Origin of the sequence: Amycolatopsis ultiminotia, from assembly GCF_039536925.1 — a bacterium.
In the GTDB taxonomy this organism is placed as follows: domain Bacteria; phylum Actinomycetota; class Actinomycetes; order Mycobacteriales; family Pseudonocardiaceae; genus Amycolatopsis; species Amycolatopsis ultiminotia.
The window spans coordinates 336,384-362,029 of the sequence record NZ_BAAAZN010000003.1 but is presented as its reverse complement, the minus strand read 5'-3'; the positions used below and the strand labels follow the sequence as shown (position 1 = coordinate 362,029).

Annotated in this window: 27 protein-coding genes; 10 read left to right on the top strand and 17 right to left on the bottom strand. The window is 69.4% G+C overall.

Translation table 11 applies throughout. From position 1 onward, the window contains the following. Nucleotides 1-5: 5 nt before the first annotated feature. From ABD793_RS09420 to ABD793_RS09410, 3 genes are all read right to left on the bottom strand, one after another. Nucleotides 6-416, bottom strand: a complete 411-nt coding sequence (locus ABD793_RS09420; protein WP_344857664.1) for a VOC family protein — start codon at nt 414-416, stop codon at nt 6-8. A gap of 223 nt (nt 417-639) precedes the next feature. Continuing rightward, a complete protein-coding gene (locus ABD793_RS09415; protein WP_344857662.1) occupies nt 640-990 on the bottom strand; it encodes a DoxX family protein in 351 nt (116 codons plus the stop codon). 48 nt (nt 991-1,038) lie between these two features. Then, a complete protein-coding gene (locus ABD793_RS09410) occupies nt 1,039-2,346 on the bottom strand; it encodes a UDP-glucose dehydrogenase family protein (protein ID WP_344857660.1) in 1,308 nt (435 codons plus the stop codon). Nucleotides 2,347-2,507: 161 nt separating this feature from the next. On the opposite strand from ABD793_RS09410, the gene ABD793_RS09405 reads away from it, so the two are divergent. Continuing rightward, complete coding sequence (locus ABD793_RS09405) at nt 2,508-3,266, top strand: SDR family NAD(P)-dependent oxidoreductase (protein WP_344857658.1); 759 nt, start codon at nt 2,508-2,510, stop codon at nt 3,264-3,266. A gap of 52 nt (nt 3,267-3,318) precedes the next feature. On the opposite strand, the gene ABD793_RS09400 is transcribed toward ABD793_RS09405, so the two are convergent. Beyond that, entirely contained in the window at nt 3,319-4,965 is a 1,647-nt protein-coding gene (locus ABD793_RS09400) for a TM0106 family RecB-like putative nuclease (RefSeq protein ID WP_344857656.1), read from the bottom strand. An 88-nt stretch (nt 4,966-5,053) separates the two neighbouring features. On the opposite strand from ABD793_RS09400, the gene ABD793_RS09395 reads away from it, so the two are divergent. Next, the gene (locus tag ABD793_RS09395) at nt 5,054-5,533 is read left to right on the top strand and encodes a DUF6474 family protein (RefSeq protein WP_344857654.1); all 480 of its coding nucleotides are present in this window, start codon (nt 5,054-5,056) and stop codon (nt 5,531-5,533) included. A 6-nt stretch (nt 5,534-5,539) separates the two neighbouring features. On the opposite strand, the gene ABD793_RS09390 is transcribed toward ABD793_RS09395, so the two are convergent. From ABD793_RS09390 to ABD793_RS09370, 5 genes are all read right to left on the bottom strand, one after another. Further along, nucleotides 5,540-6,109, bottom strand: a complete 570-nt coding sequence (locus ABD793_RS09390) for an NADPH-dependent FMN reductase (protein WP_344857652.1) — start codon at nt 6,107-6,109, stop codon at nt 5,540-5,542. Between the two features lie 89 nt (nt 6,110-6,198). After that, nucleotides 6,199-7,170 carry a glycine betaine ABC transporter substrate-binding protein gene (locus ABD793_RS09385; protein ID WP_344857650.1) on the bottom strand — a complete coding sequence of 324 codons (972 nt, stop codon included), beginning with the start codon at nt 7,168-7,170 and terminating at the stop codon, nt 6,199-6,201. Further along, the gene (locus tag ABD793_RS09380; RefSeq protein WP_344857648.1) at nt 7,170-7,949 is read right to left on the bottom strand and encodes an ABC transporter permease; all 780 of its coding nucleotides are present in this window, start codon (nt 7,947-7,949) and stop codon (nt 7,170-7,172) included. The genes ABD793_RS09385 and ABD793_RS09380 overlap by 1 nt, the downstream gene beginning before the upstream one ends. Beyond that, nucleotides 7,946-9,142: an ABC transporter ATP-binding protein gene (locus ABD793_RS09375; RefSeq protein ID WP_425548673.1), complete on the bottom strand. Its 1,197-nt coding sequence runs from the start codon at nt 9,140-9,142 to the stop codon at nt 7,946-7,948. The genes ABD793_RS09380 and ABD793_RS09375 overlap by 4 nt, the downstream gene beginning before the upstream one ends. Next, nucleotides 9,135-9,782: an ABC transporter permease gene (locus tag ABD793_RS09370; protein WP_344857644.1), complete on the bottom strand. Its 648-nt coding sequence runs from the start codon at nt 9,780-9,782 to the stop codon at nt 9,135-9,137. Before ABD793_RS09370 ends, ABD793_RS09375 begins: the two co-directional genes overlap by 8 nt. A gap of 329 nt (nt 9,783-10,111) precedes the next feature. Between ABD793_RS09370 and ABD793_RS09365 the strand changes: the two genes are divergently transcribed. The 4 genes from ABD793_RS09365 (at nt 10,112) to ABD793_RS09350 (ending at nt 13,022) form a co-directional block, all read left to right on the top strand. Further along, complete coding sequence (locus ABD793_RS09365) at nt 10,112-10,606, top strand: hypothetical protein (RefSeq protein WP_344858106.1); 495 nt, start codon at nt 10,112-10,114, stop codon at nt 10,604-10,606. 69 nt (nt 10,607-10,675) lie between these two features. Beyond that, nucleotides 10,676-11,434, top strand: coding sequence for a YcnI family copper-binding membrane protein (locus ABD793_RS09360; protein WP_344857642.1), 759 nt, complete (start codon nt 10,676-10,678; stop codon nt 11,432-11,434). After that, complete coding sequence (locus tag ABD793_RS09355) at nt 11,434-11,997, top strand: copper resistance CopC family protein (RefSeq protein WP_344857640.1); 564 nt, start codon at nt 11,434-11,436, stop codon at nt 11,995-11,997. The genes ABD793_RS09360 and ABD793_RS09355 overlap by 1 nt, the downstream gene beginning before the upstream one ends. Next, nucleotides 11,994-13,022, top strand: a complete 1,029-nt coding sequence (locus ABD793_RS09350; protein ID WP_344857638.1) for a copper resistance D family protein — start codon at nt 11,994-11,996, stop codon at nt 13,020-13,022. The genes ABD793_RS09355 and ABD793_RS09350 overlap by 4 nt, the downstream gene beginning before the upstream one ends. A 171-nt stretch (nt 13,023-13,193) precedes the next feature. On the opposite strand, the gene ABD793_RS09345 is transcribed toward ABD793_RS09350, so the two are convergent. Together ABD793_RS09345 and ABD793_RS09340 are read right to left on the bottom strand one after the other, a co-directional pair. Then, nucleotides 13,194-14,084 carry a phosphotransferase family protein gene (locus tag ABD793_RS09345; protein WP_344857636.1) on the bottom strand — a complete coding sequence of 297 codons (891 nt, stop codon included), beginning with the start codon at nt 14,082-14,084 and terminating at the stop codon, nt 13,194-13,196. Between the two features lie 26 nt (nt 14,085-14,110). Next, complete coding sequence (locus ABD793_RS09340; protein WP_425548672.1) at nt 14,111-15,511, bottom strand: NsdA family TPR-like regulatory protein; 1,401 nt, start codon at nt 15,509-15,511, stop codon at nt 14,111-14,113. A 318-nt stretch (nt 15,512-15,829) separates the two neighbouring features. Here ABD793_RS09340 and ABD793_RS09335 point away from each other — a divergent pair, with 318 nt between their 5' ends. Beyond that, the gene (locus ABD793_RS09335) at nt 15,830-16,171 is read left to right on the top strand and encodes a hypothetical protein (protein WP_344857634.1); all 342 of its coding nucleotides are present in this window, start codon (nt 15,830-15,832) and stop codon (nt 16,169-16,171) included. 14 nt (nt 16,172-16,185) lie between these two features. Further along, the gene (locus ABD793_RS09330) at nt 16,186-16,611 is read left to right on the top strand and encodes a hypothetical protein (RefSeq protein ID WP_344857632.1); all 426 of its coding nucleotides are present in this window, start codon (nt 16,186-16,188) and stop codon (nt 16,609-16,611) included. 515 nt (nt 16,612-17,126) lie between these two features. Here ABD793_RS09330 and ABD793_RS09325 read toward each other — a convergent pair. Both ABD793_RS09325 and ABD793_RS09320 read right to left on the bottom strand, forming a co-directional pair. After that, on the bottom strand, nt 17,127-18,389 hold the full coding sequence (locus ABD793_RS09325; protein WP_344857630.1) for an MFS transporter: 1,263 nt from the start codon (nt 18,387-18,389) through the stop codon (nt 17,127-17,129). Continuing rightward, complete coding sequence (locus ABD793_RS09320; RefSeq protein ID WP_344857628.1) at nt 18,382-19,704, bottom strand: GH1 family beta-glucosidase; 1,323 nt, start codon at nt 19,702-19,704, stop codon at nt 18,382-18,384. Before ABD793_RS09320 ends, ABD793_RS09325 begins: the two co-directional genes overlap by 8 nt. A 169-nt stretch (nt 19,705-19,873) precedes the next feature. Between ABD793_RS09320 and ABD793_RS09315 the strand changes: the two genes are divergently transcribed. After that, a complete protein-coding gene (locus ABD793_RS09315; RefSeq protein ID WP_344858102.1) occupies nt 19,874-20,533 on the top strand; it encodes a TetR/AcrR family transcriptional regulator in 660 nt (219 codons plus the stop codon). A 90-nt stretch (nt 20,534-20,623) separates the two neighbouring features. On the opposite strand, the gene ABD793_RS09310 is transcribed toward ABD793_RS09315, so the two are convergent. Next, a complete protein-coding gene (locus ABD793_RS09310; RefSeq protein WP_344857627.1) occupies nt 20,624-21,811 on the bottom strand; it encodes an amino acid deaminase/aldolase in 1,188 nt (395 codons plus the stop codon). Nucleotides 21,812-21,929: 118 nt separating this feature from the next. On the opposite strand from ABD793_RS09310, the gene ABD793_RS09305 reads away from it, so the two are divergent. After that, nucleotides 21,930-23,234 (top strand): D-arabinono-1,4-lactone oxidase, encoded by a 1,305-nt coding sequence (locus ABD793_RS09305; RefSeq protein WP_344857625.1) that lies wholly within the window; start codon nt 21,930-21,932, stop codon nt 23,232-23,234. A 5-nt stretch (nt 23,235-23,239) separates the two neighbouring features. On the opposite strand, the gene ABD793_RS09300 is transcribed toward ABD793_RS09305, so the two are convergent. From ABD793_RS09300 to ABD793_RS09290, 3 genes are read right to left on the bottom strand one after another with little or no spacing between them, the layout of a single operon-like run. Continuing rightward, nucleotides 23,240-24,184: a ribose-phosphate diphosphokinase gene (locus ABD793_RS09300; RefSeq protein ID WP_344857623.1), complete on the bottom strand. Its 945-nt coding sequence runs from the start codon at nt 24,182-24,184 to the stop codon at nt 23,240-23,242. Nucleotides 24,185-24,194: 10 nt separating this feature from the next. Continuing rightward, nucleotides 24,195-24,845 (bottom strand): NAD(P)H-binding protein, encoded by a 651-nt coding sequence (locus ABD793_RS09295; protein WP_344857621.1) that lies wholly within the window; start codon nt 24,843-24,845, stop codon nt 24,195-24,197. A 39-nt stretch (nt 24,846-24,884) separates the two neighbouring features. Continuing rightward, complete coding sequence (locus tag ABD793_RS09290) at nt 24,885-25,538, bottom strand: hypothetical protein (protein WP_344857619.1); 654 nt, start codon at nt 25,536-25,538, stop codon at nt 24,885-24,887. Nucleotides 25,539-25,646 lie beyond the last annotated feature (108 nt).

Genomic DNA, 25,646 nt, shown 5'->3' with positions numbered 1-25,646 from the left:
ACCTGTCACCAACGCGCCGGCCGCCGCTTTTCCGGCTCGTAGGGCTGGGTGATTACCTCGATCCCGTTGCCGCCCGGGTCGAGGAAGTAGACGCCCCTGCCGCCGTGGTTGTGGTTGATCTCGCCGGGCAGCCCGCCGCCGGGAGCGCCGAAGTAGGGCACCCCGGTTTCGGTCAGCCGCGCGAAGAACGCGTCGAAATCGTCTTCCGGGACGAGGAAACAGTAGTGCTGCAGCCGCAGGTCCTCGACCGGAATGGTGGTGAAATCGAGCCGGACACCATTGCCGGTGACGACCGGGACGAAGTGTCCCCACTCGGTGCCGACCTCGAGCCCCAGCAGGTGCGCGAGGAACTCGGCGGACTCCCGGTTGTCCCGGGAAGGGACGATCAGATGATTCAATTCAACGGAAACGGACACGAACAATGCCTCCAGAAGGCATTCCGGCACCTCCATGCCTCACCCGGCCGGTGACCGGCACGCGATGCCGGATCCAGGTTAACCGGGGTGGCAACCCCTTTACCCCACCGCGGCACGAGCCCGGCCCCGATCATCCGAGCGAGGCCCGCAGCACGGCCCGGTCACCCGAGCGCGATCCGGGGCCCAGCACCGATTTCCCGGCGAGGTCCACGCGCCAACCCCTTCACCCGAGCGAGATCCGCAGCACGAGCGCGGCCACCGCGAGGATCAGCAGGACCGCGGCCGGGGTCATCCCGTTCGCGTCCTTCTTCTGCACGTGCCTGCCCACCGCGAGCAGGAAGTACAGCAGCACACCGATCGCAGCCGCGATGCCGAGTGGCGGCCACCAGATCCCCACGACGAGACCCACCGCGCCGGCGAACTCGCACCCGGCCATCAGCGGGTACAGCTTGTCCGGCACGTCGACCTTGGTCATGTTCTCCACGACCTGCTTGGCACGCGCGAGCTTGCCCGCGCCGGAGCCGACGAGCACCACCGCGAGCACCACTGCGACCACCACGTAGGGAAACTCCACCGCATGCCTCCTGTCCGGTTCCTGCCGGATCAGGATGCCAGAAGAACGTCAGGAAACCGCCACTTGCCGCCGCGCCGCGCGGGGGCGGCCGACGCCCTGCCAGGACAGGCCGGCGTCCAGGATCATCCGCGGGTCGAGCAGGTTACGGGTGTCCACCACGTCGTCGCCCTCCATCGCCTCGGCCATCGCGACCCAGTCGAGGTTGCGGAACTCGGCCCATTCGGTGAGCACCACGACCACGTCCGCGTCCTTGGCCACCTGGTACGGATCGTCGACCACGGTCATCCCGTCGATCCCGCCGGACACCGCCGGGTCGTAGGCGGTCAGCTCCGCACCCAGCGCGCCGAGCACCGAGGACACCGCCAGCGCGGGCGAATCCCGCAGGTCGTTGGTGCCTGCCTTGAACGCGAGACCGAGCACGCCGACCCTGGCGCCGGCGAGCGTGCCGCCGCAGGCGCCGGCGATCTTGGCCACCACGCGGTCGCGCTGCGCGATGTTCTCGTCGATCGCCGAGGTCAGCATGCGGAAGTCGTAGTCGACCGATTCGGCGACCCTGACCAGTGCGCTGGTGTCCTTCGGCAGGCACGAGCCACCCCAGCCGGGACCGGGCTTGAGGAAGGTGCGGCCGATCCGCCGGTCGTACCCCATCCCTTCGGTGACCAGGTCGATGTCCGCGCCGAGCCGTTCGCACAGCTCGGCCATCGAGTTCACATAGGACAGTTTCAGTGCGAGGAAGCAGTTGGCCGCGTACTTGACCAGTTCCGCGCTCGCCGCGTCGGCGACCACGACCGGTGCGGTGAGCTCGGCGTAGAGGTCACCGACCCAGCGGGCCGCGACGAGCGAATCCGAGCCGACCACGATCCGGTCCGGGTTGAGGAAGTCGCGGACCGCGGTGCCCTCACGCAGGAATTCCGGATTGGCCACCACCGGCACGTCGCGGCGGCCGACCATCGTGCGGATCCGCTCGGCAGTGCCGACCGGCACGGTCGATTTGGTGATCAGCACACATCCGGCAGGCAGCACGTCGCCGATCTCGGCGGTCACCGCCTCCACCGCGCGCAGGTCGGCCGACCCACCCGCGCCCATCGGGGTCGGCACGCACAGGAACACGCCTTCCGCGTCCCGTACCGCGTCCCCGGCGCCGACCACGAACGACAGCCTGCCGGTGCCGCGCCCCCGCTCGACGAGTTCGGCCAACCCTGGTTCGAGGATGTCCACCCGGCCTGCCGACAGCCTGGCCACCTTCGCCTCGTCCACGTCCACGCAGGTGACGCGATGCCCAAGGCTCGCGAGACATGCCCCCGTGGTCAATCCGACGTATCCGGTCCCCACCACGACGATCCGAGCAGCGCTCATACCGCAAGAAGGTGACAGCCGGAGTTGACCAGGGCGCTAACGGAAGTGGGCAGGGCCGAATACTCCTCGCGACGAGAAGCGGGTGAGGCGGCACACGCCTGTCCGGCGCGAACGAGCGTTAACCTTCTCCGCAGGAGCCCGGAGCAGGAGGAAGGCAGAAGATGCAGATCACCGACACCGCAGCGCTCGTCACCGGCGGCGCCTCAGGTCTTGGCGGTGCCACCGCCAAGGCGCTGGCCGCCAAGGGCGCACGGGTGTTCGCGCTCGACCTCGCCGCGTCCATCGACAAAGCCGAGCAGATCGAGGGCATCACCTACGTCGAGGCCGACGTGACCGACCCGGACCAGGTACAGACCGCCGTGGACACCGCGGCAGGCTCGGGAGTGCCGCTGCGCACGGTGGTGAACTGTGCCGGCATCGGCCCGTCCGCCCGGATCCTGTCGAAGAAGGGCAGGCACGACCTCGCCCTGTACGCGAAGGTCATCCAGATCAACCTGATCGGCACCTTCAACGTGCTCACCATCGCCTCGGAGGCGATCGCGAAGACCGAGCCGCTCGCCGACGACGCCCGCGGCGTCGTCATCAACACCGCGTCCATCGCCGCGTATGACGGCCAGATCGGACAGGTCGCCTATGCGTCGTCGAAGGGTGGTGTGGTCGGCCTGACCCTGCCCTCCGCCCGTGACCTCGCTTCGCACGGCATCCGCGTGCTGACCATCGCACCCGGCATCGTGGACACCCCGATGCTGGCGACGGTGAGCGACGAATTCCGCGCGACGCTTTCGGCCGGGGTGCCGTTCCCGAAGCGTCTCGCCCGCCCGGACGAGTACGCCCAGCTCGCGCTGTCCCTGATCGACCACGACTACCTCAACGGCGAGGTCGTCCGCATGGACGGTTCGCTGCGGATGGCTCCGCGCTGATCGCCACGCGTCCCGGCGACGGCTTGATCCCGAGCTGCCGCCGGGACCGGGATCAGAGGTCGAGTACGTACGGCACTTCGGTGCCGGCGCGGTCGGTCATCCACTCGCGCAGCACCCGGGTGGCCTGCACGTCGTCCTCGTTGTAGCGCAACAACCGCTCGCGCTGCTCGCGGTCCGGCACCGAACCATCCATACCGACCGCGTCGCGGTACCACCGCATGGACGCCTCGCCGCCGGCCTCCGGATCCCGCCAGGAGAACCCGGCGACCGGGGCGATCACCTTGAGCCCTTTGCCGCGGGAGCACAGGAACTGGTCGGTGACACTGCGGAACAGGTCCACCCACTCTTCGGAATCCACAAAGGACTGGATTTCCGCCTTGCCCGGCACGCCGGGGTGCTCGGCGAAACGCTCCGCCGAACCGAACAGCCAGCGGTTCTCGGCCAGCGCGTTGTAGCAGTACGCCCGGAACGTCAGCCCCGCGGCGTGCGTGCGTTCGCGGATGTCGGTGAACCATGCCCAGAACTGCGCGAACGAACGCGCCTCGTCCTCGGTCGGCAACGGTTCCCAGGTGGCGAAAGCCCGGTAGCCGTGCGGTTCCCCGATGTCCACCCCGGACAGCAGGGTGCCCCACAGGTACGCGCCGGCGTCGCCGAAGCTCTCCATGTCAACGTCGACCTCGACGTCCCCGCGGGACACCTCGATCTCGGGCGTGCGGCGGACCACGGTGAGGTCGGCCAGCCACGCCCTGGCGAGCATGATCGCGTCGGTGAAGGTACCGCCGGTCCAGTTCATCGACGGCGGCTCGGCGGCCGGGTCGAGTGCGGCGAGTTCATCCACAGTGGACACACCGGCCCTGCGCAGCTCGCTCGCGTCCTCGCCGCGCACCACGAGGCTCACGTCGCGGCTCTCGGTGAGCGCCACCTCGCAGGTGGGCCAGAACGGGCACCGCCTGCACTCCAGCACCCGCGACGGCTCGGCCAGCGCGGCACCGCCGGTCGCGGCCGCGGTGGCCACGGCGAGCCGGTCGGCGAACCGGGCGTCGTACTCGTCCAGCGCACTGCGTCCGCCCGGCCAGGTGCCCGCGGAGAGGTCGTGCCAGAGCACGACGTCGGCGTCCAGCCCGATCACGCCGCCGACCGCCCTGCCGATCTCGGCCTTGCCGTAGGTCTGCAGCATCCGGCGCAGGTGTGCGAGCCGCAGCTGGTCGCGCGGCTGCGAACGGACCTTGCGCGCCTCGTCCGGCCGACGGTGCGCCGGGTCGAGGTCGGTCAGGCCCGTGGTCGACGCGCCCTGGCCACGGTCGGTGATCCGGTGCCGCACGACGAGCACCGGCACGTAGCCGGTCTCGGTGCGGACCAGCAGGTCCACGCCGCCACGGCGGTGTCCCACCGCGTCGGCGGGCAGCAGCGCGCCCCAGATGTAGTGCGCCCCGTCGGCGAAGGCCTCTTCGGTGCGCAGCACGCGTTCCGCGGCAGGCAGCGTGCGCGGGACGTGCACCCAGGTCGCCGCCGGGCCGGTGGCGTCGGCGAGCCGGCGGACGATCTCCTCGCGGTGCGCCGTGGCGTCGTCGATACGTTGCTGCGCGGTGGGATCCGGTGGGGGCAACGGCACGCCGCGCATGGCCGGATCGTGTTCAAGGTGCACCCGGCGGCGGCACCGGCTGACCGCGCCCGCGTCGAGCAGCACCTCTTCTCCCATGACGATCACTCTATCCGCCGCGAGCCGACATGCCCGCCACCATCGGGACCAGTAAGTTCGAGCCCGACACGGTGTTGGAGGTAGGGCCATGGCGCGCAAGGCCAAGCAGAACAAGGCCAAGCAGGACGTGGGTGAAGCCCGGATCACCCCGAAGAAGGCGAAGAACGCGGTCGCGGTGGCCAAGGTGCTCGGCCCGGCGGTGATCCCGGTGGTCGCGCCGTACGCGGTACGCGCAGCGGGAGCCGCACGCGAGCTGTACGACCGCTACCAGGCACGCAAGCTCGGCGTGGCGGTCGACCGGCTTGCCGAGTACACCGGCCGCGGCGCCGGACTGCACGCGCGGATCGCGGGCGTCGTGCAGGGGCTCGGCGAGCTGCGGAAGTCGGCGAAGGCCACCGACGCGGACCGGAAGTTCGCCGACGAGGCGCAGTCCACGCTGGAGCAGCTTTCGGCGACCGTACGGGCCGCCGAGCGGATGCCCGCGGCCCGTCGCAAGGCCGCGCACCGCGCGGTGACCGGCGAGCTGGAACGGCTGGAGGACCAGCTCCTGCACCGGCTGGGGGTCTGACGCAGGTCAGTCGCCCGTGCGCAACGGGGCGAGCGTGGTGGTGACCCGCGCCAGTTCGTCGAACATCGCCTTCGCGGACGTGGTCATCACGTCGTTCGGCTCGATCGTGCCGTCGGCAAGGAACTGCTGCACGAAGGGGATCGACACGGCCTCGGCGACGACCGACATCCGGAACGCCGAAAGCACCTGCTTGAGCATCTGCGCGGCACGCGTGCCCGCGGCCACCCCGCCGTAGCTGACCAGGCCGACCGCCTTGTACAGCCACTCCTGGTGCAGGTAGTCCAGTGCGTTCTTCAGCTCGGCGTTGAAGCCGTAGTTGTACTCCGGCAGCACGAACACGAAGGCGTCCGCCTCGGCGACCTTCGCGCTCCAGTCCTTGGTGTGCTGGTGCTCGTACTCACCGAGGCGCGGATGCTTCGGTTCGTTGAAGAACGGCAGGTTCACCTCGGCGAGGTCGACCAGCTCGACCTCGGCGAAACCGCCGTGCGCCTGTGCCTCGCGCGCCACCCACTGGCCGACCGGCAACCCGATCCGCCCGGGGCGGGTGCTCGCCACGACGATTTCCAGTTTGGACACGACCAGCCTCCTGCATTACCCGACGGCGAACGCAAAACAACTTAGCATTGCTCAGCAGTTCGCCGCCGGGGCAGGCCGCTCGGCGGGCGCTACTTGATGAAGCCCTTCGAAAGCATCCAGTCGTGCGCGACGGTGCCGGCATCCTTGCCGTCCACGTCCACCTGCTTGCACAGCTCGACCATCTGCTCGTTGTCGATCGCCGCAGTCACCTTCTCCAGCGGGCCACGCAGCTGCGGATGCTGGTTCAGGAAGTCGGTGCGCAACGTCACCGCGGCGTTGTACTGCGGGAACGCCTTCTTGTCGTCCTCGAGCACCCGCAGGTTGAGCCCCTGGATCCGGCCGTCGGTGGTGAACACCTCGCCGATCGGGCAGGTGCCGTTGGCCACCGCGGAGTAGATGGTGCCGATACCGAAGTTCTCGACCTTCGGATTCTTCAGGCCGTACGCCTTGACCGCGGCAGGGAACCCGTCCTGCCTGCTGGTGAACTCCGTCTCCAGGCAGAACCGCGCCTGATCCGGGTTCTTCTGCAGGAAGTTCGCCATGTCCGTGGTGGTCTTGAGGCCGTTCTTGGCGGCGTAGGCCTCCGTGGTGGCGAAGGCGTACTGGTCGTTGAGCGGGGAGTACTTGAGCCAGGTGACGCCGTAATCCTTCGCGTCGGCCTTCGCCGTGGCGTCGTACTGCGCCTGTTCCCCGCCGGGTACCGGCAACTCATTGCCCTGGTAGTTGATCCACCCGGTGCCGGTGTACTCCCACGCCAGGTCGCTCTGCCCGTTGAGCAGCGCCTGACGGGAGGAGTTCGAACCCTTGATGTCGGTCAGGTCGATGACGTCCGCACCGGCCGCGGACAGCGCCATCTCGGCCATGTAGCCGAGGATGATGTTCTCGGTGAAGTCCTTCGACCCGACCACCACCCGCTGGCCCTGCAGCTGCGGGATCGGCTGGATCGAACCGGGCTGGATCGAGTACGGCAGCGAGGTGTTCAGGTCGAGCCCGCACGCCGACAGCGTCCCGGCGAGCAGCGCGGCGCCGACCAGGGCGCCCGCCTTCTTCAGGACGTTCATCAGCGCAACCCCTTCGGTCCGAAGTACTGTTCGGCCAGCGCACCCAGCCAGTCGACGAGCAGCGCCAGCGCGACGGCCAGCACCGAACCGGTGATCAGCACCTTCGTCAGGTTCAGCTTGTAACCGGTGTCGATGAGCAGCCCGAAACCACCCGCGTTGACGAACATGCCGAACGTCGCGGTGCCGACCGCCAGCACCAGCGACGTGCGCAGGCCGGCAAGCACCAGCGGGATGGCGAGCGGGAACTCCACCCGCCACAGCACCTTCGCCGAGGACATCCCGATGCCGCGGCCGGCGTCCACCAGCGACGGGTCCACCTGCTGCAGGCCGACCATGGTGTTGCGCAGCACCGGCAGCAGCGAATAGAAGGCCAGTGGCAGCGACGCGACCCACAGCCCACCGGTCGCACCGGTGAAGATGAACCACAGCACCAGCACACCCAGTGCGGGCGCGGCCTGTCCGACGTTCGCGATGGCCAGGAAGAACGGGGCGAGCCAGCGGGCCCACGACCGGGTGACCATCACGCCGAGCGGCACCGCCACCAGCACCACGATCGCGGTGACCACGATGGTCATCAGCACGTGGTCACGCAGCGCGGTGAGCAGCGACGTCGCGTTGAGCGTTTCCGCCTCGGTGGCGGTCAGCCCGGTGCCGAAGACCACGCCGAGCGTGACCGCGACAATCACCAGTACCACGGCAGGCTGGGCGAACAGCCGGACGCGTTCGGCCCGGCGGGAACCCGATTCGGTACTGAATCCGGTATCGACGGCTGCGGTCATGCCGGTGCCCCCTCGTCGGCGGCGTCGGCGGTCGCGTCGTCCGCGTGCTCGTCGCGGATCTGCTGGATGGTCGAGATGACCGTGTCCAGCTTGATCGTGCCGGCGTACTCCCCGCGCGAACCGGTGACCGGCACCGAACCGCCCTCGGCGAGCATCGCCTCGAGCGCGTCCTGCAGGGTCGACTGCACACTCACCACGTCCCGCAGCGGCTTGCCGACCGAGCTCACCGAGCTGGCGTTGGCCAGTTCCCGCACGTGCACCCAGCGGACCGGCCGGCGCCGCTGGTCGAGCACCAGGGCGAACTGCTTGCGCTGCGTGGTGAGCTTCTCGCGCACCGCCGCGGGCGATTCGTCGGCGGTGATGGTGAGCGCGTCCTGCTCCAGCTCGACGTCCCGCACGCGCATCAGGGTCAGCTGCTTGAGCGAAGCGCCGGCACCGACGAAACCGGCCACGGTGTCGTCCGCCGGGTTCGCCAGGATCGACTCCGGCGTGTCGTACTGCAGGATCTTCGACTGGTTACCGAGCACCGCGATCCGGTCGCCGAGCTTCACCGCCTCGTCGAAGTCGTGCGTGACGAACACGATCGTCTTCTTCAGGTCGGTCTGCAGCCGCAGCAGCTCGTCCTGCAGGTTGCCGCGGGTGATCGGGTCGACCGCGCCGAACGGCTCGTCCATCAGCAGCACCGGCGGGTCCGCGGCGAGCGCACGGGCCACGCCGACACGCTGCTGCTGACCGCCGGAGAGCTGGCGCGGGTAGCGGTCGCGGAAGTCGGCGGGGTCGAGGCCGACCAGGTCCATCATCTCCTCGACCCGCGAGGTGACCCGCTTCTTGTCCCAGCCGAGCAGGCCGGGCACCACGCCGATGTTCTGCGCCACGGTGAAGTGCGGGAACAACCCGGCCTGCTGGATCGCGTACCCGATCCGCCTGCGCAGCGTGTCGACGTCGAGCTTCAGCGCGTCGTCGCCGCCGATGGTGATCCGCCCCGAGGACGGCTCGATCAAGCGGTTGATCATCCGCATCGTGGTGGTCTTGCCACAGCCCGACGGGCCGACGAACACGACGATCTTGCCCGCGGGCACGACCATCGAGAAATCGTCGACGGCGGGGGCCCTTGTTCCGGAATAGCGTTTGGTGACGTGGTCCAGCTCGATCTCGACGCCGGACACTTCGTCGGAAACGGTCTGCTCAGACACGGACACCCCTCGAGACGGTGAATCGCTTGATCAGGACATAGATGCCGTCGAGCACGAGGGCGAGGATGACCACGCCGAGAGTGCCCGTGAGGGCCTGGTTGAGTGAGTTCGTGCTGCCCGCGTTGGTCAGGCCGGAGAAGACCTCCGAACCGAGACCGGGACCTTTCGCGTAGGCCGAGATCACCGCGATGCCCATCAGCATCTGGGTCGCGACCCGCATTCCCGCGAGCACCGCGGGCCAGGCCAGCCGCAGCTCCACCCTGGTGAGCACGGAGAACCGGCTCATCCCGATGCCGCGTGCGGCATCGGTGATCGCCGGATCGACGCCGTCGAGCCCGACGATCGTGTTGCGCACGATCGGCAGCAGCCCGTAGAGCACCAGCGCGATGACCGCGGTCGTCGAGCCGAGGCCGGACAGCGGGATCAGCAGACCCAGGAGGGCGAAGGACGGGACGGTGAGGATCGTGCTGGCCAGCGCCGTGGCGACAGCGGAACCGATGGGACTGCGGTAAACGGCGATGCCGATCAGCACGCCGAGCACCGCGGCGAGGATCGTGCACTGCACGACCAGGCTGGTGTGCAGGTAGGCCTGCAGCAGCAACCGGTCCCAGCGGTCCGAGATGTACTCGAAGAGGTTCATCCGTATTCGTTCTCCCGCTGCGTCTGAGACCTCGGACCGCGCCCGTTCGGAGTAGCCCGTCAACCAAGTGGGTGACTACTCATTACGGCTGCGTTCGAAACCCTCCTGTTGACTTTGGGCTCTTACCGTTTCGTATAGACGCGCGTACGGCAACCGACGCGACCGCCTCTGCCGAGCGGTCTTTATCCGATCGAAATGGGCTCACCTGTACTTTTCCGGTCGACGTTCACCATTCGAGACGCTTCGGTCACCCAGCGGAGTGCCGATACGCTGCCCCGGTGAGCACTCCGGCCAGGTATCGCGGCGCACTTGCGGCCGCGCGCGGAGGACTGCTTGCGGTCAGTTCGGCTTCACTCGCTGTCACTGCGCATGCGGTTGCCGACGGCGGTCTGCCGGATACCGCACTCACGCTGTTGCTCACCGCGTTGTTCGGCTGGACCGCCACCGCGCTCGCCGGACGCGCCCGTGGACCGCTCGCCACGATCGCCGTGCTGGGCGCGGGCCAGCTCGTGATGCACCTGGTGCTCACCACGCTGTCCGGGCACGAGCACGGTGCCGCGGCCGGTCGCCCGGACGGCTGGACGATGACCGCCGCGCACGCGATCGCCACCCTGGTCACCGCACTGCTGCTCGCCCGCGCGGACGCAATGCTGCTCAGCGTCCTGCGGGTGCTCCGCGCGATCCTGCCCGCGTTGACCCGGCCGCTGCCGGTGCGGTCCGCCGCGGGCGCGCCACTGCCGTCCCGGCCCGCTGCGGCGGCCACTCTCCTGCAGATCGACCTGCGCCGCGTCCGTCGCCGTCGCGGGCCACCCCGGCACTCCTGAACCCCGTTCCTCTTCCCCCTCCGACGCGGGTGTCGCCCGCTGTCGGCTCATTCCTGTTCAGGAGCAGTTGTGTCCCTTCACGTCTTCCGTCGTGCCGGCGTGCTCGCCGCCACCGTCGCCGCCACCGGTCTGCTCGGTGCGGGCATCGCGTCCGCGCACGTCACCGCCAACGTCTACGGCGAGCAGCCGAGCAAGGGCGGCTACGGCACGATCTTCTTCCGCGTCCCCAACGAGGACGCGAAACTCGGCACGGTCAAGCTCGAGGTCGACCTCAAGCCGGAGTACGGCATCGGCAGCCTGCGCACCAAGCCGATCCCCGGCTGGACCGCCGAGATCACCAAATCGCCGCTGGCGCAGCCGGTGACCACCGCCTCCGGTACCAAGATCACCGAGGCGGTCACCAAGGTCGTCTGGACCGCGCAGGCAGGCACCAAGATCGGGCTGAACGAGTTCCAGGAGTTCGAGATCAGCGGCGGCCCGCTGCCCGCCGATGTCGGCCAGCTCGAATTCCCGGCCATCCAGACCTACGAGGGTGGCAAGGTGGTGTCGTGGAACGAGCAGACCCCGCCCAGCGGTGAAGAGCCGGAGCACCCGGCACCCACGGTGCAGCTCGCCGCGGAGGAGACCGAGGGCGGGCACGCCGCGACCACCGAATCCGGCACGGACACCGCGGCCGCGGCGTCCTCGGACACCACCGCCCGCTGGCTCGGCGGCGCCGGCCTCGTGGTCGGTGCGCTCGGACTCGGCGCCGGTGCGGGTGCGGTGCTGCGTTCCCGCCGTCCTGCCGCGACGAAACCTGCCGCGACGAAAACCGAAGGAACCGAGTAATGCGCAAGACCTTGCTCGCGCTGGCGGTCACCGGGGTGGCCCTGCTCGCCACGGCCACTCCCGCGCTGGCGCACAACGTGCTGATCAACTCCGACCCCGGCAACGCAGCGTCGGTGGCAAAGGGCCCGGCGAAGGTCACGCTCACCTTCGACCAGTACGTGCAGAACGCGGACGTCAACCAGATCGCGGTGACCGGGCCGAACGGCGGGCAGTGGGCCGAGGGGCCGGTCACCGTGGAGAACAACGTGCTCAGCGCCCCGCTGCGGCCACTCGGTCCGGCGGGCAAGTACACGATCGGCTATCGCATCCTGTCCGCCGACGGGCATCCGGTCTCCGGTGAGATTCCGTTCACCCTGACCACCGCGGGCACCGGCACGCCGGCGAGCGTCGACGCGGCGAAGGCGGCAGGCGCACCGGCGGCTTCCTCGTCGACCGGCTCCTCGTCGTCGACCGGGGTGCCGATCTGGGTGTGGATCGCGGGCGCGGTCGTGCTGCTGGCACTCGGGCTGACCGTCGCACTGCGCACCGGCCGGGAACCCAAGTCGGACAAGGCGGACCAGTGACACAGGCCGAGACCACCTCGCAAGTCCGATGGGCCACGCTGCTGTGCGTGGTCACCGCGGGACTGCTGGCCGCGCTGATCGGCGTCGCGCTGACCGCGTCCACGCCCATTCCCGGCGTGGTGGAGCCCAGCGAGGTGGTCTCGGCCGCCATCCCGATCGTGCGGGTGCTGATGGACCTGTCCGCGGTTGCCACGATCGGGCTCGCCCTGCTGTCCGTGCTGGTCGGCTACGACCGGCCGAAGCTCACCGAGCCCGTGCTGCGCAGGGCCCGTCCGGCCGCGGTCGCCGCGGCACTGGTGTGGGCCGCGAGTTCGGTGGTCGCGCTGATCCTGCAGACCGCGGAGTACAAGCCGGGCTCACCCACGCTCACCGCGAGCGACATCGGCACCTACATCTCCGAGGTCGGCGCGGGCAAGGCTCTGGTGATCGTCGCGGTGCTCGCGCTGCTGCACGCCGGGCTCGGGTTCTTCGCACTGCGCAAGGGCGAGAAAGTACCCGCCGAGGTGCGGGTGGGCGTGGGGATGTTCGCGTTGTTGCCGTTGCCGGTCACCGGCCACGCGTCGAACTGGGCCTACCACGACTACACGATGATCTCGATGGAGCTGCACGTGATGAGCGCGGTCGCCTGGTGCGGCGGCCTCGGCGCGATGACCGTGCTGCTCGCTGCCAACCGCACGCTGCTCGGGTACGCGCTGCCGCGGTTTTCCAAACTGGCCACGCTGTGCCTGGTGCTCTCCGCGGTGACCGGCCTGTTCAACGGCGTCGTGGAGATCCTGGCCAATCCGACCATCGGCTTCTGGGCCGGGCTGTGCACCACGCCCTACGGACAGCTGATGCTGCTCAAGGTGCTGTGCACCAGCGTGATCGCACTGCTGGCGGCCAACCTGCGGTGGCGGCTGATGCCGCAGATCGTGCGGCACCAGCGGACCGCGATCGCCTCGTGGGCAACGCTGGAGCTGACCGTGATGGGCCTGGCGTTCGGCTTCGCCGTGGTGCTCACGCGGGCCCCGGTCACCGTGTCCTGACCGGCGGTTGTCACAGCTGGTAGCTGCAAATTGCACTGTGGGACTAGCCGTAGCCCGGATGGGGCGATCTGCCGGACTGAATTTTCCGCCCGGAGTGATACCTCGTCAGCCATCGACGGGGAAGCGACGAACGGTCGTCTGCAGTCTGCGAATGCACGTGCAGAAGCTCGCTCACCGGTACCGCGTCCACTGGGTGTCCGCCCGCCCCCGGCGCAGGTCGTCGAGCCGTCGGTGCAGCTCGGGCCGCACCGGCGGATGGCTGCGCAGGATCGGCAGCACGCTGGTGGTGAGCTTCAGCTCGCGCACCGCTCGCAGCACGGCGAACCCGGACCACGCCGTCACGTCGAAGCCGTACGCGCTGGCGAACTCCCGGTAGTGCTCCGGCGGGTCCCCGAACCGCTCACGGCCGACCGCGAGCGGCGTCAGGTCCCATTCCGGCGGGCCGACGCAGGACGAGTCGAAATCGCACAGCACCGGACCGGCCGGCCCGGGGATCACGTTGCCCGGGTACGCGTCCCCGTGCACGAACCCCGTGGCCAGCGGGAATTCCAGGGTGGCAAGCCGGTCTTCCACCTCGGCGCAGCGCGTCAGCAGGAACCGCCGATCGACCGCGCTGAGCTCCTCCGCGTCCTGCACCCTGGCCCGCACCGTGCGCAGCGGCGTCCACTCGCCGAGCCCGTCCGGCGGCGGCAGCGCGTGCACCCGGCGCAACAGGTCGGCCAGGTCGGCAGGCGAGGCGGGCGGCCCGGTGACCGGGACCTGGTGCCACACCGTGACCAGGTGCCCGTCCACGTGCATCGGCTGGTCGACGCCCTCGAGCAGGCGGACCGCGGGGATGCCGTGCCTGGCGAAGTGCTCGGCCACCCGCACCACCGTGCCGACGCGATCACGCAGCCGGGTGGATCCGACGATCCGCACCACCACCGGGTCGTGGACCAGCGCGTACACCGCGTTGTTGGTGAACCGCAGCAACCGCGCACCGGTTGGATCCAAGCCGAGCCGGGCGCACGTCGAGGACAGCACCCGGTGCAGTTTCCCTGGGGTGAACCGGCCGTCGGGCACCGCAGCGGCGGGGTCGGCTGATTCGTTCAGGCGGCGTAGAAGATCTTGAGCCGGTCGGCGAGGTCCCTGGCGTCCGCGTTGTTGCGCCGCCGTTCGGCCTCCACCTGCATCGGGCGCATCCGGTCCTTGACCCGCTCGGACTTGATGCTCTCCGCGGTCTCGATCGCCTTGCCGCCGATCCGCACGCCGTGGTCGATGTCGCCGTCGAGCAGGTGGTTGGTGGCCAGCGCGCTGAGCATGAACGTCTTGCTGCGCGCCATATCGTCGGTGTAGGCGTCGACCGCCCTGGTCAGCGCGGGAATCGCGTACTTGGTGTGCTCGGGGTTCTTCTGCGCCAGCACGGTGTGCACGGTGCCGGTCATCGCGTAGACGTCGGTCTCGTTGAAGAACTTCACCCAGGACTCTGCGTTGGCGACGTCGGCGCGGGTGAACTCGTCCTTGCTGCGGCCGAGCAGCTTCACCGCCTGGTCCTCGTTGCCCATCATCGCGTAGGCCCACGCCTCGTTGGCGCACAGCACCGCGACGGCGAGCTCCGAACCGGATTCCTGGGCTGCGATCTGACCGAGCTGGAAGAGCTTGAGCGCGTCGTTCGGCGCTTCCTGGTGCAGGTAGACGCGGCCCATCCGGTACAGCACGTTGGCGACCAGCGGATGGCTCTCACCCTGTTTGGCCAGGTCGAGCGCCTGCGCGAAGTGCCCGCGCGCGGAGTCCATCAGCCCGGTGTCGAAGGACGTCCAGCCGGCGAGGCTGTGCAGGTCGGCGATCGCGGTGAACAGGCGCTGCTTCACCGGGTCGGCGGCACTGGAGTCGAGCATCTGCTGACCCCAGGTCAGCTGCGCGACGACGGCGTCGCGGCAGAACCCGCCGCCGTACTGGTAGTCGAGCGAGCGCAGGGCTCTGGTCGCCGCCTCCACCTGGCGCACGTCGGTCATCCCGATGCGCCCCGGTGCGGGCGTCCGCGCGGGAGCTTCCGACCACGTCCCTGATTCCGGACCGAACACCGCCGCACCCATCGTGACCTGGGCGGCGTGCGCGAGGAACCTCCGTCGCTTCACGGACTCGTCCTCCTCAGCCTGCCGGCCGTCGGCAGCGCCGACGACCCGTATCGCCGTGGTCTCGTCATAGGCGAGACCCATGTATCCACGGGGGACACCCAGGCCGTCGGCGATTCTCGTGAGGACGTCGTAGGCCATGACCTGGCGACCCTTGAGGATCTCCGACACCTCGGACTGCGACTGGCCGGTCATCGCGGCGATCTGGCGCTGCGACACTCCGTGCTTGCGCAACAGGCGGTACACGGCACTGACCTCGCGGGCGGCAAGTGCCTCCCGCATCTCGGGTTGTTCCCATGCCTCGGGCGGGACCGGGTTGCCCGGCCGGACCTCAGCGCCGGGGAACCCGGATCCACTGCCAGTACTGGCGTCCATTGCGCACCCTCACCGTCTTTCGGGCGTCTGCTGGCACCCTAAGCACTCTGCGAGAACCTTGTGAAACGAGCGGACAGCGGGTCTGATCGGCCCAGCCGAACTCCACTGACCGCTTACCGTGGAACCCCGCCCGGTCACCGCTATGACGCAGTTTCGACCTTCTCTCGCACCCGGTTTCACTTCACTGTAGTTGTCAGATCTCCGTCACCGCCCGGACACCGGCAGCGATCACGGAGAGCGATGAACCCGACAACACAGATCTGCCGACGGATGTGCATCCCGCAAGGTGCACCCGGAACGAGAGAGCGTGGAGGGCCAGTGGAGTTCGTGGACTCGCTCGGTGGAGGACAAGCCGGGACCGCGGTGCGGTCCGTCCGGCCGACCGCCCCGGGTGCCCAGGGAATCGCCACGGCGTCCCGCTCGGTTCCGCCCACCGCCGATCCCCGCACCTCGGGGGTCCGGCACTACGAAGGTGGCCAGCTGGTGTGGCGCGTGCAGTGCGGCGACCTCATCAGCCGGGAACGGGCCGTCACAGTGTTCGTCGAGGACGACGAGGTCGTGGTGGTGTCCCCGCCAGGGGAGACCGCGCGCCTCACCTCCGGTCAGCTCGGCCAACTCCGCGCCGCGCTCAACGAAGCCGCCAAACTGGCGGAAAGGTAACGGTGAGCTTCTCCATGGATCAGGTACTCGGGCAGGTCCTCCGCAACGCGGTCTGGGAACGCCTCGACATGCTGACCGAGCTGGCGGAGCGTGCCGATGCACCGTCACTCGTCTCAGTCGCCCGCTCGGAACTGCCCCGGCTCGCCGAGGGCTGGCGGGCGATGCTGCAGGCCCACGAACCGGACGAACGTGGTGACTGCCCCACCTGCTCGACCAGGTGGCACCGCTGCAAGGCGCCGTGCTCGGTGTGGCAGGTGGCGCACGAGCACCTCGTCGCGGGCGGCCTCTCCCCGCAGGCCGTGTCCACCGGACCCAACCCGGCCCACCGCCGAGGCCTCGTCCCCGGAGTCCCCGGCCAGACCCGGCGAGCCGAACGGCCGTCCCCCGCCGAGACCACCGGCAGGCACGCACTGGTCACCCCGCGACCGGTCACCGCCTGAACCACCGGTTCCCCGGCCGGTCGGCTGGTCCCCCCGCCCAGCCGACCGGCCCCCCGCACCACCGGTGCCGGAGAACGCACCGCCATCCGGCACCGGTGACCGGTCAGCGCGACCGGTCACCCGCAGGACCCCGAGACTCGGGCGCCGGCTGACCCCCGACCGGTCGGCGCCCGACCCCCGGCCGATCATCGTCCGACCCGCTGATCGGTTCGCGTTTCACCCAGGGCAGGAGAGTGCGCGGCACCTGGACGCCCCCTTCCGGTGACTGCCCGGCACCTTGCCTCGCCGAGGGCAGATTCCGTCCGCACCCCCGAGCGCGACGAAATCTGCTCTCGGCGACCCCACCTTCTGCGATTAATCTAAAATTTTCGGCGGAACACCTAGCGAACGCAGTAATCCGACGCTAGGTTGAAGATCATCGCACCCGCGCTACCCGCGGGTAGCGAACCTGAGCTCCGCGGGCCGGTGCCGTTGCACTCCCCTCCCCCGACCGGCACCGGCCCGCGGTTCCACGTTCAGCGCACCGCCCGCACCCGCGTGACCAAGACCGCGGCGAGCAGGGTGGCGACTGCGGAAGCCGCGAACAGTCCGGGATAGCCGCCGAGCCAGCGCAGGATCAGCGTGGTCAGCAGCGGCGCGACCACCTGCGGCAGGGAGTTCGCGATGTTCACCACGCCGAGGTCCTTCGCCCGGTCCTGCGCGGCGGGCAGCACCTGGGTCAGCATCGCGAGCGCGACCGCCATGTAGATGCCGAACCCCACCCCCAGCAACGGCGACGCGACGAGCGCGACCGGCCACGTCTGCCACCCCACCAGCAGCAACGCGGCCAACGCCATCACCGCGGCCGAGACCAGCACGTACGGTTTACGCCGTCCGGAGGCATCGGAGAAGTGCCCGGCCAGCAGGGCACCGATCACCAGTGCCACGCCGTAGAGCCCCATCATGATCAACAGCCCGGAGTCCGGATCCGGGTAGTGCACCGCGTCCTTGAGGAAGAACAGCAGGTACAGCGTGCCGAACGCGTTGCCGAGGTTGATCATGAAGTGACAACCCCATGCCCACGCGAAGTCCGGATGCCTGCGCGGGGAAACCCACAGGTTCGCCAGCACCTCGCGGAGCCGTCCGCTCGGCCGGAACTGCACCGGGAGCCGGGCGTCCGGGGTGCGCAGCACGAATGCAGCGGCGCCGACGAGCACGATCGCCGCACACGCCGCGTAGCCCAGTGGCAGACCGGCCAGATCCAGCATCACCACCACGACCACTGCACCCAGCACGGTGCCGAGCATCTGCGCGATCCCGACCAGCCCGCCCACCTGGGCGCGCTGCCGTACCGGCACCCGGTCGGCGATGCCGGACATCAGCGTCGCGAGCATCCCGTTGAGCCCGGCCTGGACCAGGCACCAGCCGACGGTCATCAGCAGCACGTTCGGCGCCTCCGCGAGCACCAGCAGCCCGGCCGCCCCGAGCAGCGCGCCGGCCACCGTCCACGGGTGCCGCCGGCCGAACCGCGAGCACGTGCGGTCCGACAGCAGCCCGATCGCCGGGTTCGCGACCAGCGCGACCGCGGCGCCGACCCCGGTGACCACGCCGAAGACAGCCTCCTTGTGCGCACCGTCGAGCAGCTCGGCCTGCTGCGGCAGCAGCACCTGGATCGGCGCGTAGACGCCGAGCCAGAGTGCGATGTTCGCGAAGAACAGCAGGCTCATCCACCCGGCCCGCACGCGCTCGACCGGTTCGGCAAGCGCGGCAGGCAGGCCGGCCGCAGTGGTTTCACTCATCGCGCACCAGCTTCCGGTACCAGGCGAAGGAATCCTTCGGCGTGCGGCGCTGTGTCTCGTAGTCCACGTGCACGAGCCCGAACCGCGGCGCGTACCCCTTGGACCATTCGAAGTTGTCCAGCAACGACCAGACGAAGTATCCGCGCACGTCCACCCCGGCATCCATGGCTTCCCGCACGGCCCGCAAGTGGTTCGCGAGGAAGTCGATGCGCTCCGGATCGTGCACCCGGCCGTCCGGGCCGGGCTCGTCGGCGAAGCTGCAGCCGTTCTCGGTGATCTGGATCGGCGGCAGGTGCTCGCGGTAGCGCTCGTGGAAGGACACCAGCAGTTCGCGCAATCCCTCCGGCACGACCGGCGAATCGTTGGTGGTCATCGGGTACCCCTCGACCGCCCGCAGCTGGAACGGCAGCGGATTGCCCTCGACGGGTGCGGTGACGCCCTGGGGTTCGTAGTAGTTGACGCCGTAGAAGTCCAGCGGCTGCGCGATCACGGCCAGGTCGTCGGCGAAGTTCTCCGGCAGGTGCGGGTGGACCTGCTCGGGGTAACTGCCCAGCAGCACCGGGTCCGCGAACGTGCGGTTGAGCAGTGCATCGAGCCAGTCGGCGGCGGCGAGGTCGCCCGGGGTATCGCGGGCGGGCCAGATCGGCGAGTGGTTGTTGGCGGTGCCGATGCCGGTCGCACCAGCCGCGCGCAGGGCCTGCACGGCCCGGCCGTGCGCGAGGTTCTGGTGGTGCGCGGTCGGCAGGGCGTCGAGCAGCAGGAGCTGCCCGGGTGCGTACTCGCCGATGCCGTAACCGTAAATCGACATGACCATCGGCTCGTTGAGCGGGATCCACTGCTGCACCCGGTCGGCGAAGTGCTCGGCGAGGATCGCGGCGTAGTCGGCGAACCGGTCCGCGGTGTCACGGGAGAGCCAGCCGCCCGCGTCCTCGATCGCCTGCGGGGTGTCCCAGTGGTACAGCGTGCCGACCGGGGCGATACCGGCCGCGCAGACCTCGTCGAGCAGCTTGTCGTAGAAGGCAAGACCCTCGGCGTTCGGCCGTCCCGTCCCGTCCGGCTGGATCCGTGGCCATGCGAAGGACATCCGGTACGCACCGACGCCGAGTTCCGCCATCAAGGCGACGTCCTCCGGGTAGCGGTGATAGTGGTCGGCCGCTACCTTGGCGTCCTCACCACGTGCGATCTTGCCCTCAGCCGCGGTGAAGGTGTCCCAGATGGACGGTCCGCGGCCGCCGTCGGCAGTGGCCCCCTCGATCTGGAACGCCGAGGTCGAGACACCCCACAGGAAGCCGGGCGGGAAGGTCGGGTGGTCCACGTTGATCACCTTTCTGCACGGCGCGGCCGCCGGCGTTGAGGGTGGTGGCGGCGAAAGCACCGGGCCTTCTCCGTCGGCCACCCGGACGGGCGAACGTGAAAAGTTCTCATATACTAGGCCGTCACTCGACGAGGGGGAAGCCATCAAGGGCGCTAAAGTCCCGCACCGGATGAGTGTTTCGGGAGAAAGTCCGAGGAACCAAGTGGCCGACACCCAGGCTGAGCCCACCCCGCTCCGGCGCAAGCCCATGCAGCAGCGCAGTGCGCGCCGGGTGGAGCAGATGCTGGACGCCAGCGCGCAACTCATCGACGAGCTCGGGTACGACGCGCTCACCACCACGCTGATCGCCAAGCGCGCCGGTGTCGCGGTGGGTTCGCTGTACCAGTTCTTCCCGGACAAACGCGCGGTCGTGCAGGCGCTGACGCAGCGGAACCTGGAACGTTTCGTGGCCGCGGTGAACGAGCGGCTGCAGGAGCTCAGCCCGGAGCACTGGTGGCACATCGTGGACTCGGTGCTCGACATCTACCTGCAGATGCACCGCGAGGTCCCGGGCTTTTCGAAGGTCCACTTCGGCGACGTGATCGACCTGCAGCTGCTGGACGAAGAGCGCGACAACAACTCGGTGATCGTCGATTCGCTGGTGGAGATCCTGCGGGTGCACGTCGAACGCCCTGCCGACGAGCTCCGTTTCGCCATCGCGATCGCCAACGAAACCGCGGACGCGCTGCTGAAGTTCGCCTTCCGCCGCGACCCGCAGGGCGACGAGCGCATCGTCGCCGAGGCGAAGGACGTGGTGAAGGGGTACCTGGCGAGCCGATTCGGCGAGTAGACCGCTTCCGGAGCCGCCCGCTTTCCGCTCAGCCCGGCTTCCGAAGCCACCCGGCTTCTGCGCGGCCCGGCGGTGTCTCCGCACGGCCGGTCAGCCGAAGTTCTGCCCCTCGCCGCGGTACGTCGGGACGGTGCGGTCGCGCTGACCACCGCTCAGCAGGTGGTATTCGGTGAACCGTTCGGCCAGTTCGCCTGCTTTCGCGTGGCGGAGCCAGACTCGGTCGCCGAGCCGCAGTGCGCGGGCGGCGGTGCCGGTGACCGGTGTCTGCACCTCTCCGGCGCCCTCGAAACCGAGTAGCCGCAACCCTTCCGGCAGGTACGGGGACGGCACGCGTGACTGGCCGGCCGGGCCCGAAGCGATGTACCCACCGGAAAACAACGTCGCGACATTGCGGGACGGACGGCGCACCACGGGCAGTGCGAACAACGCCGCAGGGGTCAGGTGGAAGCGCGAATAGCCGTCGAACAGCGTGGGCGCGAGCAGTCCCGAACCGGCCGCGATCTCCGTGACCACGTCCTCCGCACCGGTCGTCTCGATGCTCCCGGTGCCGCCGCCGTTGACGAATTCCAGGTCGGCCAGATTCCGCACGGCACGCACCACCGCACCGCGGCGGCGAGCCAGTTCGGCCGCCGAACGCCGTTGCATCCACCGGATCACCCGGTTCTGCAGGCCGCTGCCCGCAGCGTCGCCGAGTCCGGCGATCTGGCCCTCGTAGGCCATCACCCCGGTCAGCGTGAACCCCGGCCTCGCCACGATCTCGCGGGCGAAGCTGACCGCATCGCGCGCGGTGAACACCGGCGACCGCCGCGTGCCCACGTGCACTCCCGGCAGCGGCCGCCACGACGCGTCGAGTTCGAGGCACACCCGGATGTCCGGATGTCCGTGTCCGAGCGCGGCGTCCACCAGGTCGAGATGGTCGGTCGAATCGACCATGATGGTGATTGCCGCCCGCGCGCGGTCGTTCGCAGCCAGCCGGCGCAACGCTTCGTGGTCGGCGGTCGGATAGGCGACCACGATGTCGTCGGTGGTGCCCTGCTCGACGTGCCACACCGCCTCCGCGAGCGAGTAGCACATCAGGCCCTCGAAGCCGTCGCGCGCGAGCACCCGCTCCAGCAGCGCACGGCACCGCACCGACTTGCTGACCACCCGGATCCGCTTGCCCGCGGCCCGGCGCCGGAGGTCGTCGGCGTTCGCGTCGAATGCGTCCAGGTCGACGACCGCGAACGGCGGATCCAGGTCCTTGGTCGCGAGGTCGTACCCGTGCGCACTGGTGGTCACGCACTCACGGTACGACAACACCGCTTGAAACGCGAATACTATTCACTTACGGTGCTGGGACCTGCTGCGACGAACTACCGTGAAGACCACACTGCCGACGCGACGAACGGGTACCCGCATGACTCCGTGGACCAACTGGGCCGGGACGGTGAAGGCCACGCCGAGCCGGGTGCACCGGCCACGCAGCACGGCGGAGATCTCCGACGTCGTGCGTACGGTGTCCGCCGCCGGGCACCGGGTGCGCCCGCTGGGCAGCGGCCACTCGTTCACCGCCATCGCGGCCACCGATTCGGACGCACTGGACCTGTCCGGCTGGACCGGGATCGAACAGGCCGACCTGGAAACTCAGCAGGTCACCGTCCGCGCGGGCACAACGCTGCGGCAGCTCAACGCCGCACTCGACGGCATCGGCCTCGCCATGACGAACCTCGGCGACATCGACGCGCAGACCGTCGCCGGCGCGATCTCCACCGGCACGCACGGCACCGGCGCCCGCTTCGGCGGTATCTCCACCCAGATCGTCGCGCTGCAGCTGGTGCTCGCCGACGGATCGGTGGTCAGCTGCTCGGCCGACGAGCGCCCGGACCTGTTCCACGCCGCCCGCGTCGGCCTCGGCGCGCTGGGTGTGCTGAGCACCGTGACACTGCAGTGCGAACCGTCGTTCGTGCTGTCCGCACAGGAGCGGCCCGAGCCGCTGGAACAGGTACTCGAGGGCTTCGACGAATCCGCGGCAGCCAACGACCACTTCGAGTTCTACTGGTTCCCCTACGGGCGCAACGCACTGGTCAAGCGCAACAATCGGCTGCCACTGGACGCCGCGCGCACACCACTGTCCCGGATGCGTCAGTTCGTGGACTACGAACTGACGGAGAACGTGGCGTTCGGCGGGATCTGCCGGATCGGTCGGGTGTTCCCGAAGCTGGTGCGGCCGCTCGGCGGGTTCGCCGCGCAGGTGCTGTCCGCCCGCGAATACTCCGATCTGTCGCACCGGGTGTTCGTGACCCATCGCGGGGTCCGGTTCGTCGAATCCGAGTACGCCATCCCGCGCGAAGCCCTGCACGACGTGCTCGCCGAACTGCGGGCGCTGGTGCCGCGGCTGGCCGATCCGGTGATGTTCCCGGTGGAGGTGCGGGTGGCCGCGGGCGACGACATCTGGCTGTCCACCGCGAACGGCCGCGACACCGCGTACCTGGCCATCCACCAGTTCGTCGGTATGCCCTACCGCGAGTACTTCGCCGGCTTCGCCGCGATCGTCGACCAGGTCGGCGGCCGCCCGCACTGGGGCAAGATGCACGACCTGGACGTGCACGCACTGCGAACGCGATACCCGCACTTCGACGATTTTCTGCGGGTACGAAAGGAATGCGACCCGGCCGGTACGTTCACCAACACCTATCTGGATCGCGTTCTCGGTGCCCGGTAAGGACTTCAGGCGGGTTCGAACAGCGAGCTGACCGACTGCCCGTCGTGGATCCGCCGCATCGCCTCGGCCATCGCCGGTGCGATGGACAGGATCCGCAGCTTCTCCGTGCGTTCCTCGACCGGGATCGGGACCGTGTTGGTGCACACGATCTCCAGCACGTCCTCCTGGCTGCCGATCCGGTCCAGTGCCTTGTCCGCGAACAACCCGTGTGTACAAGCCACCCTGATCGACCGGGGCGCCAGCTCGCGGAGCCGGTCGAGCAGCTCCAGCACGGTGCTGCCGCGGGCGATCTCGTCGTCGAGCACGATCACGTCGCGTCCGGTGATCTCGCCGATCACCGACGTGATCTGCACCCGGTCGTCGGCGTAGCGCTGTTTCGCCCCCGCCGCGACCTTCGCGCCGAGCAGCCGCGCGAAGTGCGCCGCCTCCTTCGCATTGCCGAGGTCGGGCGACACGACGGTGGTGTGCGACAGGTCGTACTCCCGGAAGTGCTTGGCCAGCTCGTGCAGTGCGTGCAGGTGGTCGACGGGCACGCTGAAGAACCCGTGTACCTGTGGCGAGTGCAGAGTCATGGTCAGCACGCGGCTCGCACCTGCGGTGACCATCAGGTCGGCCACCAGCCTGCCACCGATGGAGATCCGCGGCGCGTCCTTCTTGTCCGAACGCGCATAGGAGTAGTGCGGCATCACCGCGGTGGTGCGGGCGGCCGAGGCGCCGCGGGCCGCGTCGAGCATCAGCAGCAGTTCGACCAGATGCTCCTGCACCGGCGTGACCAGCGGCTGGATCAGGAAGACGTCGCGCTCGCGACAGTTGGCCTGCAGCTGGACCTGGAGGCAGTCGTTGGCGAACCGGTCGATCTGCACCGGCAGCAACGGCACGCCGAGCTGAGCACAGATTTCCGTCGCCAGTTCCGGATGGGCACTACCACTGAAAACCGCGATGTCCCGCACGACGGCGATCCTAGAGGGCCGAGAGCGCGTCCTCGATCGAGTCGTCGCCGGAAATCAGTTCGAGCGTGCGCCCGGCCGTGGCGGGGGTGTCGAGCAGGGCGAGCAGCACAGCGGCGACGTCCTCGCGCGGCACGCTCGCACGACCGGTCTTCTCGGCGATTTTCACCCGCCCGGTACCGGACTCGTTGGTGAGCGCGCCGGGCCGCAGGATCGTCCATTCGAGATCGCGGCTCTTCAGATCCTCTTCCGCGGCCTGCTTAGCCTGAAGGTACTTGGCGAACACCGGGTCGAGACCGGGCGCGTCCGGGTTGTCCGCGCCCATGGAGCCGACCTGCACGAACCGGCGTACCCCAGCCCGTCCGGCGGCATCGGCGAAGAGCACCGCAGCCGCTCGGTCGACGGTGTCCTTGCGGGCCTCGCCGCTACCGGGACCCGCACCCGCGGCGAACACCGCGGCGTCCGCACCCTCCAGCACCTTCGCCACCGAGTCCACATCGGACTTCTCGAGGTCGAGCAGCACGGTCTCGGCGCCGACCGCGGTGAGGTCCGGTTCGTGGTCTTGGTTGCGCACGATGCCGACCGGCTCGTCGTGTCGCTGCGCGAGCAGCTTCTCCAGGTGCAGGGCGATCTGACCGTGTCCTCCGGCAATGACGACTCGCATACGTCCGACTGTAGTGCCGAGCGCGGGCCGCCGCCCGGGTCAGTCCGTCTCGGTTGCCGCCAGATCGGCGTGCAGCAGCTGGTCGTAGGCGATCTCGTTGACCCAGCGCGACACCGGGTCCTCCGGCAGGAGGATGCGCTCGGTGCGCCCCTCGAGGTCGAGGTCGGTCGTCGCGTTCGGGTCGGCGGAGACCACCGCGAGGCCGTAGGCACGGGCCCGCGGCAGGCAGTTGGCGACGTAGTCCTCGGACAGTACGGCGAGCGATGGCAGCACCATCGCGGCCTCGCCGTAGCGTGCGAACGGAACCGCGGAGGCCATCGCGGTGCGCCAGTGCCGGGCGACCGCGAGGACGCCGATGATCTCGGCGGCCGGCGCGGGTGCGGTCGCAGCCAGCTCTGGCCAGGTCCAGGTGTCGACGGTGGCGCGATCGGCGACGGGACCGACACCCATCGCGATCCGCTCCGCGTGCACGTCGGTACGAAGCTTGGCGACGACGGCGACCTTGCGGCCGAGCAGTGTCGTCACCGGCAGCACAACGCCGTTCCAGCCCAGCAGGGCGGCGGCCTTGCGCGCCAGCTCGTCGGCGCTCGCGGGGAGCTCGATCGGCGGCAGCACCCGGCTCGGCATCGACCGGCTGCGCTTCGCGCCACCAGCCACCGTCGAGCGCTCGGTGTTCTGTGGTGTAGCCGCCACGACTCCGCCTCCTTCATTCACCTGTACCCCGGGGTGCCTGCTGAAAACCGGCACATGACCTGCCTACCAGCGCGGCGGCGCAGGATCTGCAGGTAGCGGAAGCGTCTG